At 73.0% G+C, this 14,905-nt stretch carries 13 protein-coding genes; 2 read left to right on the top strand and 11 right to left on the bottom strand.

Translation table 11 applies throughout. The features are described 5' to 3' along the window. Positions 1-123: 123 nt before the first annotated feature. The 7 genes from ACFWRT_RS11720 to pdhA all read right to left on the bottom strand — a co-directional run bounded on the left by ACFWRT_RS11720 (position 124) and on the right by pdhA (position 8,550). Positions 124-1,110 carry an NAD(P)H-quinone oxidoreductase gene (locus ACFWRT_RS11720; RefSeq protein ID WP_380954181.1) on the bottom strand — a complete coding sequence of 329 codons (987 nt, stop codon included), beginning with the start codon at positions 1,108-1,110 and terminating at the stop codon, positions 124-126. 142 nt (positions 1,111-1,252) lie between these two features. Next, positions 1,253-2,362, bottom strand: coding sequence for a potassium channel family protein (locus ACFWRT_RS11725; protein ID WP_380954180.1), 1,110 nt, complete (start codon positions 2,360-2,362; stop codon positions 1,253-1,255). A gap of 31 nt (positions 2,363-2,393) precedes the next feature. Next, positions 2,394-3,923, bottom strand: coding sequence for a molybdopterin molybdotransferase MoeA (locus ACFWRT_RS11730; RefSeq protein ID WP_380954178.1), 1,530 nt, complete (start codon positions 3,921-3,923; stop codon positions 2,394-2,396). Then, a complete protein-coding gene (locus tag ACFWRT_RS11735) occupies positions 3,920-4,837 on the bottom strand; it encodes an NTP transferase domain-containing protein (RefSeq protein ID WP_380954177.1) in 918 nt (305 codons plus the stop codon). The genes ACFWRT_RS11730 and ACFWRT_RS11735 overlap by 4 nt, the downstream gene beginning before the upstream one ends. A gap of 91 nt (positions 4,838-4,928) precedes the next feature. Next, positions 4,929-6,365 carry a dihydrolipoamide acetyltransferase family protein gene (locus ACFWRT_RS11740; protein WP_380954176.1) on the bottom strand — a complete coding sequence of 479 codons (1,437 nt, stop codon included), beginning with the start codon at positions 6,363-6,365 and terminating at the stop codon, positions 4,929-4,931. Further along, entirely contained in the window at positions 6,365-7,396 is a 1,032-nt protein-coding gene (locus tag ACFWRT_RS11745; RefSeq protein ID WP_380954175.1) for an alpha-ketoacid dehydrogenase subunit beta, read from the bottom strand. The genes ACFWRT_RS11740 and ACFWRT_RS11745 overlap by 1 nt, the downstream gene beginning before the upstream one ends. Beyond that, entirely contained in the window at positions 7,393-8,550 is a 1,158-nt protein-coding gene (gene pdhA / locus ACFWRT_RS11750) for a pyruvate dehydrogenase (acetyl-transferring) E1 component subunit alpha (protein WP_380954174.1), read from the bottom strand. The genes ACFWRT_RS11745 and pdhA overlap by 4 nt, the downstream gene beginning before the upstream one ends. A gap of 259 nt (positions 8,551-8,809) precedes the next feature. Here pdhA and ACFWRT_RS11755 point away from each other — a divergent pair, with 259 nt between their 5' ends. Then, positions 8,810-9,454 (top strand): Lrp/AsnC family transcriptional regulator, encoded by a 645-nt coding sequence (locus tag ACFWRT_RS11755; RefSeq protein WP_380954173.1) that lies wholly within the window; start codon positions 8,810-8,812, stop codon positions 9,452-9,454. Positions 9,455-9,478: 24 nt separating this feature from the next. On the opposite strand, the gene ACFWRT_RS11760 is transcribed toward ACFWRT_RS11755, so the two are convergent. Beyond that, a complete protein-coding gene (locus tag ACFWRT_RS11760) occupies positions 9,479-10,084 on the bottom strand; it encodes a TetR/AcrR family transcriptional regulator (protein WP_380954172.1) in 606 nt (201 codons plus the stop codon). A gap of 156 nt (positions 10,085-10,240) precedes the next feature. On the opposite strand from ACFWRT_RS11760, the gene paaN reads away from it, so the two are divergent. Beyond that, the gene (gene paaN, locus ACFWRT_RS11765) at positions 10,241-11,941 is read left to right on the top strand and encodes a phenylacetic acid degradation protein PaaN (protein ID WP_380954171.1); all 1,701 of its coding nucleotides are present in this window, start codon (positions 10,241-10,243) and stop codon (positions 11,939-11,941) included. Positions 11,942-11,944: 3 nt separating this feature from the next. On the opposite strand, the gene ACFWRT_RS11770 is transcribed toward paaN, so the two are convergent. From ACFWRT_RS11770 to ACFWRT_RS11780, 3 genes are read right to left on the bottom strand one after another with little or no spacing between them, the layout of a single operon-like run. Further along, a complete protein-coding gene (locus ACFWRT_RS11770) occupies positions 11,945-12,655 on the bottom strand; it encodes a TrmH family RNA methyltransferase (RefSeq protein ID WP_380954170.1) in 711 nt (236 codons plus the stop codon). Beyond that, the gene (locus tag ACFWRT_RS11775) at positions 12,652-14,019 is read right to left on the bottom strand and encodes an HTTM domain-containing protein (RefSeq protein WP_380954169.1); all 1,368 of its coding nucleotides are present in this window, start codon (positions 14,017-14,019) and stop codon (positions 12,652-12,654) included. Before ACFWRT_RS11775 ends, ACFWRT_RS11770 begins: the two co-directional genes overlap by 4 nt. Beyond that, entirely contained in the window at positions 14,016-14,846 is an 831-nt protein-coding gene (locus ACFWRT_RS11780) for a DUF5819 family protein (protein ID WP_380954188.1), read from the bottom strand. Before ACFWRT_RS11780 ends, ACFWRT_RS11775 begins: the two co-directional genes overlap by 4 nt. Positions 14,847-14,905 lie beyond the last annotated feature (59 nt).

The following is a 14,905-nucleotide window of genomic DNA, read 5'->3' on the forward strand; positions in this document are numbered from 1 at the left end:
CCCGGCCCCCCCCCGCTGGGGGCCGAACTTTAAACGGGGCGGTGGGGGCCGTCACCTTTCCCGGCGTCAAACGGCGGGGGGGCCCGGCACACACCACCGTGTGTGCCGGGCCCCGCGGCCTTTCTACGCGCCTGGCGCGACCAGCAGCACCTTTCCGATGTGGGCGCTGGATTCCAGCACCCGGTGCGCCTGGGCGGCGTCCTCCATGGGCACCGTACGGTCCACGACGGGCCGGACCACCCCGTCCGCGATCAGCGGCCACACATGTTCGCGTACGGCGGCCATGATGGACGCCTTCTCGCCGAGCGGGCGGCCGCGCAGGGAGGTCGCGGTGACGGCGGCCCGCTTGGTCAGCAGCGCGCCGAGGTTCAGCTCGCCCTTCGCACCGCCCTGGAGGCCGATGATCGCCAGGCGGCCGTTGACGGCGAGCGCCTTCACGTTCCGGTCCAGGTACTTGGCGCCGACGATGTCCAGGATGACGTCGGCCCCCGCCCCGTCGGTCGCCTTCGCCAGCTCCGCCACGAAGTCCTGCTCGCGGTAGTCGATGAGGATGTCGGCGCCGAGCGCCGCGCACTCGGCGAGCTTCTGCGGACTGCCCGCCGTGACGGCCACCCGGGCGCCGACCGCCTTCGCCAGTTGGATCGCCATGGTGCCGATCCCGCTGGAGCCGCCGTGGACGAGGAGGGTCTCGCCGGGGCGGAGGTGGGCGACCATGAAGACGTTGGACCAGACGGTCGCGGTCACCTCGGGCAGCGCGGCGGCCGTCGTCAGATCCACGCCGTCCGGTACGGGCAGGAGCTGGCCCACCGGTACGGCGACCTTCTCCGCGTAGCCGCCACCGGACAACAGCGCGCACACCTCGTCGCCGACCGCCCAGCCGGTCACCCCCGGGCCGAGCGCCGCGATCCGGCCCGCGCACTCCAGACCGGGGTAGGGGGAGGCGCCGGGCGGCGGGTTGTAGAAGCCCTGCCGCTGGAGGACGTCGGCACGGTTGACGGCGCTGGCGACGACCTCGACGAGGACTTCGCCGTCGCCGGGTACGGGATCGGGCACCTCGGCCCAGACGAGCGCCTCGGGGCCACCGGGTTCGGGGATCGTGATCGCATGCATGGCCGCGAGGCTACTCCCGGCGCCGCCCGTACGCCGGTTCCGCCGGGGCCCTGCCCCCAGTTCTTGTCGGGGCCTGCCCTCGGTTCTTGTCGGGGCCTGCCCTCGGTTCTTGTCGGAGTCAGGGCTCCGGTTCTTGTCGGAGTCAGGGCCGGTGCGGCATATGGGGCAGGTGGGGGCCGGACGGGCCGGAGCCGGAGGGCGGGCTGGCGCGCACGATGGTGATGACCCGGTCCGTCAGCTGCAACGGGCTGGCCGCCGGGTCGTCGTAACCGAGCAGCCGGTGGCCGCGCAGCACACTGACGACCAGGTCCTCGGTCTCCCGGACGCTCTTGCCCACCTCGGCCTTTATCACCGGCCGTTCGATGAGATCGAGGCCGCTGCCCTGCTGGATCAGGTCCTCCATCACCGTGCCCGCGCTCGGGCTGAGGACGGAGAGGCCGAGCAGCCGTCCGGCGGCGCCACTGCTGGTGATCACCGCGTCGGCACCGGACTGCCGCAGCAGGGGCGCGTTCTCCTCCTCGCGGACCGCAGCCACGATCTTGGCCCCGCGGTTCAGCTGACGCGCGGTCAGCGCCACCAGGACGGCGGTGTCGTCGCGCTGGGTGGCGATGATGATCTGACGCGCCTTCTGGAGCTCGGCCCGCAGCAGGACATCGCTGCGGGTGGCGTCGCCGAGCACGCCGGTGAAGCCCTCCGCGTTGGCGGCCTCGATCACCTTGGAAGCCGGATCGACGATGACGATCTGCTCCTTCGGCAGGCCGGTGGCGCAGAGGGTCTGGATCGCCGAACGGCCCTTGGTGCCGAAGCCGACGACGACGGTGTGGTCACGCAAGTTGGCTCTCCAACGCTTCAGCCGGAAGTCCTCGCGGGTCCGTTCCGTGAGGACCTCGAGAGTGGTGCCGACCAGGATGATCAGGAACATCACGCGCAGCGGTGTCACGAGCACCACGTTGATCAGCCGGGCCCCGGCGCTGTACGGGGTGATGTCGCCGTACCCGGTGGTGGAGAGGGTGACCGTGGCGTAGTAGACCGCGTCGAGCAGATCGACCTTGCCGTCGGCGTTGTCGTTGTAGCCCGCGCGGTCGAGCCAGACGATCAGCACCGTCGCGGCCAGCACGAGCAGCGCCATCAGCAGCCGCTTGCCGACCTGCCGGGCCGGACCGTGGGTGACCCGGCGGGGGAGCATCACCCGCGTCGATACGACGTGTTCGTCGGCCCGCCGGGCCATCGCGTCCTGGCCGGGAAGTTTCACGTGAAACACCCCTTCTCGTGGTCGGGAAGTTTCACGTGAAACACCCTTCCGTCCACGGCGTCGCCGGGGCCCATGGGAGATCCAGAATCTCCACCTCGGTGCCGGACCGTACCCCGCCGGCGGGCACCACTGCCAACCCGTCCGCCGCGGCGATCCCACGCAGCATGGCGGGACCGTTGTACCGCAGGGGCGCCACCTGGTCCCGGCCGCCCGCCCGGCCCGCGCGGTGGACCACCGGGACGAGGCGGGTGTCGTGCGGATGGCCGGGCACATCGGCGTGGACGAGCGCCCGGTACGCATCCTGGGCCGGGCGGCCCGCGAGCCCCGCGAGGAGCGGTTCGGCGAGGGTCAGTAGCCCCGATACGGCCGCGAGCGGGTTGCCGGGCAACCCGACCAGGTGGGGTCCGTCCGGGGTGAGCCGGGCCAGCAGCATGGGGTGGCCAGGGCGCACGGTGACGCCGTCCACGAGCAGTTCGGCCCCGAGGGCGGCCAGGACCGGGTGCACATGGTCGACCGGGCCGGAGGCGGTCCCGCCGGTGGTGATGATCACGTCGGCGTCGGAGGAGGTGAGGGCCGTATGCAGGGCCTCGGCGTCGTCCCCGAGGCGACGGGGGGCGGAGACCTCGGCACCCAGGGCCCGCAGCCAGGGGGCAAGCATGGGGCCGAGGGCGTCGCGGATCAGGCCGTCGTGCGGGAGGCCCGCGGCGAGGAGTTCGTCACCCAGGACGAGGACGTCGACGCGGGGGCGGGGGACGGCGGGCAGGGCGTCGTACCCGGCGGCCGCGGCGAGCCCGAGCACCGCCGGGGTGACCACCGTGCCGGCCGGCACCAACTGGTCGCCCGAGCGGCACTCCTGGCCCCGGGGGCGGATGTCCTGGCCGGTGACGACGGGCCGTCGGGTGGAGAGCAGGCCCCTGGCCTCGTCGACGTGGGCGTGTTCGCTGCGGATGACCGCGGTGGTGTCGGCGGGGGTACGGGCTCCGGTGGCGATGCGTACGGCGGTGCCGTCGGGCAGGGGCGCGGTGGCGGGGTCGTCGCCTGCCCGCAGCCCGGTGCCCTCCTCGTACGTCCAGGGGCCGGGTCCGGCGACGGCCCAGCCGTCCATGGCCGAGGTGTCGAAGGACGGCAGGTCGGTGAGGGCGGCGAGGGGCTCGGCGAGCACATGGCCCAGGGCGCGGTCGAGCGGCAGCCGGACCACGGCGAGCGGCCCGCCCCGCCCGGCCCGCCCGGCTACGGCCCGCGCGCGGTCCCAGGGGAGAGTCGGGGCGGGGGAGGGTACGGCGTACGAGGTGGGGTGCAGGTCGGCGGGCTCACCGGGGCTCTGGTTGTGCGGCATCTGATCGCCCGCCTGATCGCCCGTCCGATCGCCTGCCTGATCGCCCGTCTGATGGTCAGCTCGGCCACGCGCCTGATCACCGGCTCGGTCGCCCGCCCGAGCGTCGGTTCGGCCGCGCGCCTGATCGCCCGCCCGATCGCCGGTTCGGCCGCGCGCCTGGTTCCGGCCGCCGACCAGCGCCAGGGCCTGTTCGACGGCCAGCTCTTCGGCGTCGTCGCGGGTCACGGTGTTCCGGCCTGTTCGCCGCTCTCCGCCGGACCGGGCCCCTTCTTCGCGCCCTCGGCCTCGGCCCCAGCCTCGGCCTCCCAGCGCAGGGCGAGCGCGGTGGCCTTGCGGGCGGCCTCGGCGACCGCAGCCGCGGCTTCCTCCGGCCCGGCGCCGGCGCTCGCCCGGGCCGCCGCGTACCCGACCAGGAAGGTCGTGAGCGGTGCGGCGGGCCGCGCGACCCCGTGCGCGGCGTCACGGGCGAGGTCGAGCAGGACGTCGGTATCGACGTCGAGTTCGATTCCCAGTTCGTTCTTGACCGAGGTGATCCATTCGTCCAGCACGGCCCCATGCTCCCTGATCCGGGCGCGGGCGGCGGCGATGTCGTCCCAAGTGTCGCAGTCGAACGCGGCGTGCGGCCCGGCGTCGACCCGGGCGAGATCGAGCTCCCCGGTCAGCAGCCGGAGCGGCAGCCCGGCCAGGCCACCGTGCTCGGTGGCGATCAGCGCCAGCTCGCGGCGGAGCGGCTCGCCCCGGTAGACGGCGACGAGCGGCTGGTCGCGACCGTCGGGGTCGGTGCAGAGCGCGCCGTCCCGGCCGTCCTCACCGGCGGCGGCGAGCAGCGCCCCGACCGTGGCGGGGCCCAGGAACGGAAGGTCGGCGGAGAGGACGAGCACCCGCTCCGCCGCCGTCAGCCGCACCCCAGCGCCGAGCGCCGCCAACGGACCGCCGCCCTCGGGGACTTCGCGGGTCCAGGTGACCGGCCGGGAGGTGGGCCTGCGGCCGCCGACCACGACGGTGGCACCCGCGCCGGAGCAGGCCGCCAGCACCCGGTCGAGCAGCGCGCGGCCGCCGACCCGTACAGCCGGCTTGTCGGCGCCGCCGAGCCGCTTCGCGGCCCCGCCGGCCAGAACGATCACGTCGTAGGCGGTCATACGTCGAGTATGGGCACCACCTGACGCCGACGCCCCCTCCGGGTGGCCGACAAGGCCGGGCCCGGAGGGGGCGTCCGCGTAACGGCAGGCCCTACAGGGTGCGCAGGAGCACCGCGGGCTGCTCCACGCAGTCGGCGACGTACCGGAGGAATCCCCCGGCCGTTCCGCCGTCGCACACCCGGTGGTCGAAGGTGAGCGAGAGCTGGACGACCTGACGTACGGCCAGCTCACCGTGGTGCACCCAGGGTTTGGGCATGATCCGGCCGACGCCGAGCATCGCCGCTTCGGGGTGGTTGATGATCGGCGTCGAGCCGTCGACCCCGAACACCCCGTAGTTGTTCAGCGTGAACGTGCCGCCGGTCAACTGGGCCGGGCTGAGCTTCCCGGTCCGCGCCAGCTCGGTCAGCCGGGCGATCTCGGCCCCGATCGACTCGGCGTTGCGGGTGTGCGCGTCACGGACGACCGGGACGACGAGGCCCCGCTCGGTCTGGGCCGCGAACCCGAGGTGCACGCCGGGCAGGCGCACGATCTCCCGCGCGGCCGTGTCCACGGTGGAGTTGAGCTCCGGGAACCGGTTCAGGGCCGCCGTGCAGATCCTCGCCAGCAGGGCCAGCACCGACACCTTGGGCCCGCCGGACGGGCCCGACGCGGCGTTCATCGCGGCCCTGGCGGCCATCAGCTCGGTGGCGTCCGCGTCCACCCAGCAGGTGGCGTCGGGGATCTCGCTCCGGCTGCGTGACAGCTTGTCCGCAACCGCTCCGCGCACCCCGCGCAGCGGAATCCGCTCGGCGGCCGCCGGTGCGGCCGGGCTCGCGACGGCCGTGGACGCCTCCGCCACGACGGGTTCGACAGCCGGACGGGCCGCCGTCTCCGTGGCCTGGTCCGCCCCCCGCCGGATCGCGGAATCCACGTCGGCCCGCAGGATCAGCCCGTCGGGCCCCGAACCCGTCAGCCCCCGCAGGTCGATCTCGTGCTGCCGGGCCAGCCGGCGTACGAGCGGGGAGACCACGGCCACGGGCCCCTGCCGGCCGTTCACCTCACCGACCGCGACCGCGACCGGTGCGGATCGGCTGGGAGCCGACACCACAGCGGGAACGGCGGGAACGGCGGGAGCGGCGGGGACGGTGTTCCGCTCCGGCCGGATGCGCCGGCGCCGGGCGGCCGGCGCGCCGGTCCCGTACCCGACGAGCACGTTCCCGGAACCGGAACCGGAGCCGGATTCGCCGGAGAACTCCTCGGCGGCGGCACCGTCATCCCCCGGGGAAGCGATGGAGGCGTCCGTCGCGCCCACGGCGACCGTCAGCAGCGGCGCTCCGACCGGAAGTTCGGAACCCTCCTCGCCGAACCGCGCGGTCACCACACCCCCGTAGGGGCAGGGGACCTCCACCATCGCCTTGGCCGTCTCGACCTCGACGACGGGCTGGTCGATGGCGACGACATCGCCGACCTCCACCAGCCAGCGCACGATCTCCGCCTCGGTCAGACCCTCGCCGAGGTCCGGCAGCTTGAATTCGAGGACCTGGGCCATCAGCTGTCCGCCTCCCACTGCAACCGGGCCACCGCGTCGAGCACCCGGTCCACTCCCGGCAGATGGTGCCGCTCCAGCATGGGCGGCGGATACGGGATGTCGAAGCCGGCCACCCGCAGCACCGGGGCCTCCAGGTGGTGGAAGCACCGCTCGGTGATCCGGGCCGCGATCTCACCGCCGGGGCCCCCGAAGCCGGGGGACTCGTGGACGACGACCGCGCGGCCGGTACGCCGCACCGAGGCCGCGACCGTCTCGTCGTCGAACGGCACCAGCGAGCGCAGGTCCACGACTTCGAGGTCCCAGCCCTCCGCGACCGCCGCCTCGGCGGCCTCCATGCAGACCGGCAGGGACGGCCCGTACGTGATCAGCGTGGCGCTGCGGCCGGTCCGCCGGACCACGGCCTTGCCGATCGGCTCGACGGCGGCCGGGGCCTGCGGCGACCAGTCGGCCTTGGACCAGTAGAGCCGCTTGGGCTCCAGGAAGACCACCGGGTCGTCCGAGGCGATGGAGGCCCGCAGCAGGCCGTAGGCGTCGTCCACCGTGGCCGGGGTGACGACGTGGAGGCCCGGGGTGGCCATGTAGTACGCCTCGGAGGAGTCGCTGTGGTGCTCGACCCCGCCGATGCCACCGCCGTACGGAACGCGCACGGTGATCGGGAGCGGCATGGCTCCCCCGGTGCGGTTGCGCATCTTGGCGACATGGCTCATCAGTTGCTCGAACGCCGGGTAGGCGAACGCGTCGAACTGCATCTCCACCACGGGCCGCAGCCCGTACATCGCCATGCCGACCGCCGCCCCGAGGATGCCCGCCTCGGCCAGCGGAGTGTCGGTGCACCGGTCGTCGCCGAACTCCTTCGCCAGCCCGTCCGTGATCCGGAAGACCCCGCCCAGGGTGCCGACGTCCTCGCCGAGCACGTGCACGGTCGGGTCCTCGGCCATCGCGTCGCGCAGCGCGCGCCCGAGGGCCTGCGCCATGGTGGCCGGTTTCGCCTTCGCCGTACGTCCGCCGGCTTTCGTCGCCGCGGTGGTCATCGGCTTTCCTCCGCGCTGTGCTCGTGGTCCTGCTCGGCGTCCAGCTCGGCCCGCAGGGCGGCCGCCTGCTCGCGGAGCTGGCTGGTCTGCTCGGCGTAGACGTGGGTGAAGAGGTCCATCGGGGTCAGCTCCGGATCGGCGTTCATCCGGTCGCGGAGTGCGGCCGCCATGCGCTCGGCCGCTTCCTTCGCCGCCGCGATGCCCTCGTCGTCCAGGAGCCCGCGGCCGGTCAGCTCGCGCTCCAGGAGCTGGACCGGGTCGTGCGCCCGCCAGGCCTCGACCTCGCTGTCGACCCGGTAGCGGGTGGCGTCGTCGGCGTTGGTGTGGGCTTCCATACGGTAGGTGACGGCCTCGATCAGCGTCGGCCCTCCGCCCCGCCGGGCCCGGGCCACGGCCTCGCTGAGCACTTGGTGCACGGCGGCCGCGTCGTTGCCGTCGACCAGTCGGCCCGGCATCCCGTATCCCACGGCCTTGTGCGCGAGGGAGGGGGCGGCGGTCTGCTTGGCCAGCGGTACGGAGATGGCGAAGCCGTTGTTCTGCACGAGGAAGACCACCGGTGCCTTCCAGACGGCCGCGAAGTTCAGCGCCTCGTGGAAGTCGCCCTCGCTGGTGCCGCCGTCACCGACCATGGCGAGCGCCACCACGTCGTCGCCCTTGAGGCGGGCGGCGTGCGCCAGGCCCACCGCGTGCGGGAGCTGCGTGGCGAGCGGGGTGCAGAGCGGGGCGATGCGGTGCTCACGCGGGTCGTAGCCGGTGTGCCGGTCGCCGCGCAGCAGGGTCAGCGCCTCGACCGGGTCGAGTCCGCGCGCCACGGCCGCCAGCGTGTCCCGGTAGCTGGGGAAGAGCCAGTCCCGCTCCTCCAGCACCAGGGCGGCGGCGATCTCGCACGCCTCCTGGCCGGTGCTGGAGGGGTAGACCGCCAGCCGGCCCTGCTTGGTCAGCGCGGTGGCCTGCGTGTTGTACCGGCGGCCGCGCACCAGCTCGGCGTGGAGCCGGAGCAGCAGCTCGGGGTCGACGTCGGCGACCGCGTCCGTACCGAGCACCCGGTAGGGCTCCGGGTCCGGGAGCAGCGGGGCGGGGTCGGTGATCGGCTTCCAGGCCGGGGGCGGCGTGGGCCGGTAGGTGGCCGCGCCGGGCAGCTCTTGGACCGTCATGGAAGGCACCTCCAGGCATCGATGGAGATCAGGGTGGCGATCGGGCGATCGGGAGATCGAGGGTGTCGACAGGGGTGGTGATGGCAAGAGATGTCGCGAGGGTGTCGCCGAGCATGCGAGGCACCGGTGTGGTGTGCCTCACCTACCGATTGTTCGGTCGCGAGCGCATTTTGGCTACAGGCACCTTCAGCCTGTGGACAAACGGTTCTCCACAGCTTGGGATGGAGGCAGGTCGTCCACAACAGGGAGGCGCGGGCAGATGGCAGCTGAACAAATGGCCGGACCGGGCGAAGACCCCGGCCGCCCCGTGCCTCCGGCCACGACACCACCGCCCACCTCAGCGCCCCCGGCCACGACACCACCGCCCATCTCGGCGCCCCCGGCCACGACACCACCGCCCACCTCAGCGGTCCCGGCGTCCCCCACGCCCCCGCCCGCGCGCCCCCTGGACGCCATCGACCGCGACATCCTGAGCATCCTCCAGACGGACGGCCGCGCCTCCATACGCTCGGTGGCCGAGCGGGTCCATGTCTCGCGCGCCAACGCCTACGCCCGGATCAACCGGCTGGTCGAGGACGGCGTGATCCGCGGTTTCGGCGCCCGGGTCGACCATGAGCGGGCCGGGCAGGGCGCCTCGGCCTACATCACGCTCAAGATCGTGCAGAACTCCTGGCGCACCGTCCGCGAGCAGCTCCAGGCGCTGCCCGGGGCCACGCACATCGCGCTGGTCAGCGGCGACTTCGATGTCCTGCTGCTGGTGCACACGCCGGACAACCGGGCGCTGCGCGAGCTGGTGCTCACCCGGATCCAGTCGATCCCCGAGGTGCTGTCGACGCGCACCCTGCTGGTGTTCGAGGAGACGGACCTCAGCCCCCGCCCGGACCACCCGGCCGAGCTGGCCTGACGGAATCAGCCCTTCCTGACGGAATCAGCCCTTCCGGTCCCCGGTCGCCCGCATCCCCTCGAAGGCGAGCTGGACGACCGTGTCGGCGAGCTGTTCCTCCCCCGGGAAGCCGCCCGGCTGCGGCCGGTACCACTCGACCAGCGAGTTGACCATGCCGAAGAGCAGCCGGGTGGCCAGCCGTATGTCCACATCGGCCCGGAGGTCCCCGTCGGCCACCGCGGCCTTCAGCAGCTCCGACACCCGCTGGTCGAACTCGCGCCGCCGCTCCAGCGCCCACCGCTCGGTCTGGGTGTTGCCGCGCACCCGCAGCAGCAGCGTGACGTACGGAACCTCCGCCATCAGCACTTCCACGGTCCGGCGCGTGACGTATTCGACGCGCTCGATCGCGCGCCCGCGCACCGCCCCCGGCTCGTCGAGGATGGCGAAGAGCCCGTCGAGCGCCCGGCTCACGGCCCGGCGCAGCAGCTCCTCCTTGCCCGCCACATGGTGGTAGATGGAGGACTTGGAGATGCCCGCCGCCCTGGAGAGATGCTCCATGGAGGTGCCGTCGTAACCGCGCTCGTTGAAGACACGAACAGCGACGGTGAGCAGCGTCTCCGGGGTGTACGTGTCCCGCTTGGCCGTGGTCATGTCCGCGATCCTCCCCCATGAGGGGCCCTCCCCGTGCGGGCGGGGACCGTTGAAGTTATCCACAGGTTCGCCGGGGACCCTTGTCCCGACCGATCGTTCGGTTACTCTAACTCCGTCCGTACGTCCCCGCCCGGCTCGATGAGGAGTTGGTCCGCCATGGCCGCCGCGCTCACCCCCCAGCAGCTGTCCGAGACCCACCGGCCCACGCTCGACCAGGCCCTCGACACGATCGGTACGCGCGCGTACTGGTCCCCGCACCCCGAGCACCCGAAGGCGTACGGCGAGGGCGGCGCCCCGGGCAGTCTCGGGGCGGCCGAGGGCAAGGCCGCGTTCGACGCGGTGCTGAACACCCGGCTCGACCTCGGCCAGCCGGGCACCGACGGCTGGACGGGCGGCGAGACCTCGCCGTACGGCCCGGAGCTCGGCGTCGAGTATCCGCACGCCGACCTGGATGTCCTGCTCCCGGCGATGAAGGCCGGTACGGCCGCGTGGCGCGCGGCTGGCCCCGAGACCCGGGCCCTGGTCTGTCTGGAGATCCTGGCGCGGATCAGCGCCCGCACCCACGAGCTGGCCCACGCCGTGATGCACACGAGCGGCCAGGCCTTCATGATGGCGTTCCAGGCGGGCGGCCCGCACGCGCAGGACCGGGGTCTGGAAGCCGTCGCGTACGCCTATCAGGAGCAGGTCCGCACGCCGGAGAGCGCGGACTGGTCCAAGCCGCAGGGCAAGCGCGACCCGCTGAAGCTCAGCAAGTCGTTCACCACGACCGGGCGCGGGGTCGCGCTGGTCATCGGCTGCAACACCTTCCCCACGTGGAACGGCTACCCGGGCCTCTTCGCCTCGCTCGCCACCGGCAACCCGGTGCTGGTGAAGCCGCACCCCAGGGCCGTGCTGCCGCTCGCGCTCACCGTCAAGATCGCCCGCGAGGTGCTCACCGAGGCGGGCTTCGACGCCGACCTGGTCGCGCTCGCCGCCGAGCGGCCCGGCGAGGGCATCGCCAAGACCCTCGCGGTCCGCCCCGAGGTCCGCATCATCGACTACACCGGCTCCACCGCCTTCGGCGACTGGCTGGAGGCCAACGCCCGCCAGGCGCAGGTCTACACGGAGAAGGCCGGCGTCAACACGATCGTCGTCGACTCCACCGACGACTACCGGGGCATGCTCGGCAACGTGGCGTTCTCGCTCTCGCTCTACAGCGGCCAGATGTGCACCACCCCGCAGAACCTGCTGATCCCCCGCGACGGCATCACCACGGACGACGGCGCCAAGTCGTACGACGAGGTCGTCGCCGACATCGCGGCGGCCGTCACGAAGCTCCTCGGCGACGACGCCCGCGCGGCGGCCCTGCTCGGCGCGCTGGTCAACCCGGACGTCAAGGCCCGGGTCGAGGCGGCCGGTGAGCTGGGCGAGGTGGCCCTGGAATCGCGCACGGTCGCCAACGCCGAGTTCCCCGACGCCGTCGTCCGTACGCCGGTCGTCGTCAAGCTCGACGGCACGAAGACCGACGAGGACGCGGCGTACCTCTCGGAGTGCTTCGGCCCGGTCTCCTTCGCCGTGGCGGTCGAGTCGACGGACGCCGCTCTGGAGCTGCTGCGCCGCACGATCCGGGAGAAGGGCGCCATGACCGTCGGCGCCTACACCACCTCCGCCGAGGTGGAGCGGGCGATCGAGGACGTCTGCCTGGACGAGTCGGCCCAGCTCTCGCTGAACCTGACCGGCGGGGTCTACGTCAACCAGACGGCCGCCTTCTCCGACTTCCATGGCTCCGGCGGCAACCCGGCGGCCAACGCGGCCCTGTGCGACGCGGCCTTCGTCGCCAACCGCTTCCGCGTGGTGGAGGTCCGCCGCCAGGCCTAGGAGTCAGCGACGGGGGTCGGGGACATCGGCGTAGCACTGCACCCACGCGTGCATCGCGATCGCCGCGGCGGCCCCCGCGTTGATGGACCGGGTCGAGCCGAACTGGGCGATCGAGCACACCATCGAGGCGTGCTCGCGCGCCTCCTCGGTCAGGCCCGGCCCCTCCTGCCCGAACAGCAGCACACACCGGCGCGGCAGCTCGGTGCGCTCCAGCGGTACGGCGCCGGGGAGGTTGTCGATCCCGATGATCGGCAGCCCCTCGGCCGCCGCCCAGGCGGTCAGGTCCGCCGTGTCCGGGTGGTGGCGCACATGCTGGTAGCGGTCGGTGACCATGGCGCCGCGCCGGTTCCAGCGCCGCCGGCCCACGATGTGGATCTCCTTCGCCAGGAAGGCGTTGGCGGTCCGCACCACCGAGCCGATGTTGAAGTCGTGGCCCCAGTTCTCCACGGCCACATGGAAGTCGTGGCGCCGCAGGTCGAGGTCGGCGACGATCGCCTCCCGCGTCCAGTAGCGGTAGCCGTCACCGACGTTGCGCCGGTCGCCGTGGGCGAGCAGCTCGGGGTCGTACCGCTCGCCCTCCGGCCAGGGCAGCGGGTGCGGCCCGACACCGATCTCCTGCCCGTAGCTGTCGTCGTACTGGACGGGCTCCGCCGGGACGGGGTCCACGGGCGCGGGCTCTGGGGTACTGCCGGTGCTGCCGGTCTCGCTGCTCACCCGACGAGCGTATGGCCCCCGCCGGTGCCGTGCGGCGGGGCCTCCCCCGTACCGCCGCGTTCCTCCGGCGCCGGGCGTGCGGTGGGCACCTCCCGCGGGCCGCCTGCCTCGGGGGAGCGCGACCGGCGCGGCAGCCATCCGAGCAGCCGCCGCCGGCCCAGCGCGGCGCGGCCCCCCAGCCAGGCGAGGAAGACCGTAGGCAGGAACACCGCGTCCGCCGCGATCATCGCCATCGAGAAGAACGGCAGCCCCAGCAGCACGGCGATCCCGGCGTGCTCGCCGATCATGATGACCAGCAGGACGTTCTTGAGCCGCCGGTTGAACAGGGTGAACGGGAACGCGACCTGGACGATGACCGTCGCGTACGTCAGCACCATGACCATCAGCCCGCTGGAGGCGAGCACGTCCGAGAGGGCGGGCCACGGGGCGAAGTAGTCGAGCTTGAGCGGGTAGTAGAGCGCGGTGCCGTCCTGCCAGCGGGAGCCCTGGATCTTGTACCAGCCGGCGGTCGCGTAGATCAGGCAGACCTCGACCATGATCACGAGGAGCGTCGCGTTGTGGGCGAGGTTGGCCAGCACATCGAGCAGGGCGCGCGGCTGCCCGCCGGGCGCGAAGCGGTGCGCGGCCCACCAGGCGGCGGCGGAGAGCCAGAGGATCCAGAGCAACACCGGAAGCCACCAGGTGCCGCCGAGGCCACCCATCAGCGTGGCCCCCAGCAGGACCGGGCCGAGGACCGCCCAGAGCACCGGTCCCACCGCGTCCCGTCGGGGCGGCAGGCCGAGCGCGTCGCGCTCCGCGTCGCGGGCGGCGCGGCGGGCGTCCAGCGACCAGACCTGGGCGCAGCGCGTCAGCACGAGGTAGATCGCCATCAGGTGGATGACGTTGTCGCCGCCGTCGCCCATGAAGACGCTGCGGTTCTGTACGGAGAGCACGCCGACCATGAAGAGGACCGACATGGTCCGGGTGCGCCAGCCCAGGAGCAGTCCTGCGGCGGACAGGACGGTGAGCGCGTACACCACCTCGAACCAGAGCACGCTGTCCGACCAGAGGAGGACGGAGAAGGCCTCGTTGCCCGCCGTGAGCTGCCGTGCCAGGTCCCAGTGCCACGGGCTGTCGGGGCCGTACAGCTCATGGCGGTGCGGCAGCTCGCGCACCAGGAAGAACAGGTAGGTGGCGGCGAAGCCGATCCGGATGACGGCGCTCTGGTACGGGCCGAGGGCCGAGGCGGTGACGCGCTGGATGGCGCGGGCCAGAGCGGCCCCGGCGGCGGCGATCCGGTCGGGTGCGCCGGGGCCCGGTGCGGCAGGGCCCCGAGCGGGGGCGGGTCGGCTCGCCACCGGTGCGGTGGGCGGGGTGGTGGTCACTTGTCCCCCTCCTCGGCGCGCGCCGCGTCACGCGGTGCGGGCAGATCGTCGGGGGTCACGGACCACCAGGGGAGGACACGGTAGGTGGGGCGGGTGTCGGCCTTCTCGGTGGACCACGAGGGCGGGGTGATCAGGCTGCTCGCCGACCGCATCTGGATCCGTTCGACCGTACCGCCCAGGTCGACCCCGCTCAGCCGCAGCATCGCGATGCGCCGGATGTAGCGCTCGGAGAGGTCGCCGCGCAGTCCGTTGGGCTTGTTCCGGTCGTCGTGCGAGTTCACGTAGAAGTCCCAGCCCCGGCGGAGCTCGTTCTGGTTCACATGGCTGGGGAAGAGGTTGCCGCGTATCGCGTCGGCGTCCGCATCGGTGAGGCTGATCCACTCGGTGGTGCGGCGCCCGTCGGCCCCGGCCACCTCGGCCCGGACGTGGACGGCGATGTTCTGCTGGAGCGGGTTGGGGGCGAAGAGCTTCCAGTTCTGCTCGAACTCGGGGTAGATCCACTTGTCGACCGTCTTGCCGTGCTGCTTGGTCAGCGTGTTGGACGGGGCGACGTGCAGGAAGACCATGGCCACCTGTGCGCAGGCCAGGAGCCCGATGAGGGAGAGGGCCAGGGCGGCGACGAGCTGGTAGCCGAACGAGAGGCCGGCTATGCCGACGCCGGCCGCGGGGGGCTCCGGGACGGCCCGGACCTGTGGCTCCGGCGCCTCCGCTTCGGGTGCCGGAGCGTCCGGTCCGACGGGCTCGGGGCTCACGGCCTGCGGCCGGACGTCCTCGTGCACGCTGCCGGAATCCCCGCGTCCGGAGCTCCCGTCGTGGTCCGCATCCATCCCGCCCCGCTCACGATCGATCACCACTCGGTTATCCACAGGGTTGACACCCTACGGGC

The sequence above is a fragment of the Streptomyces cyaneofuscatus genome (assembly GCF_042718795.1).
Lineage (GTDB): Bacteria > Actinomycetota > Actinomycetes > Streptomycetales > Streptomycetaceae > Streptomyces > Streptomyces cyaneofuscatus_A.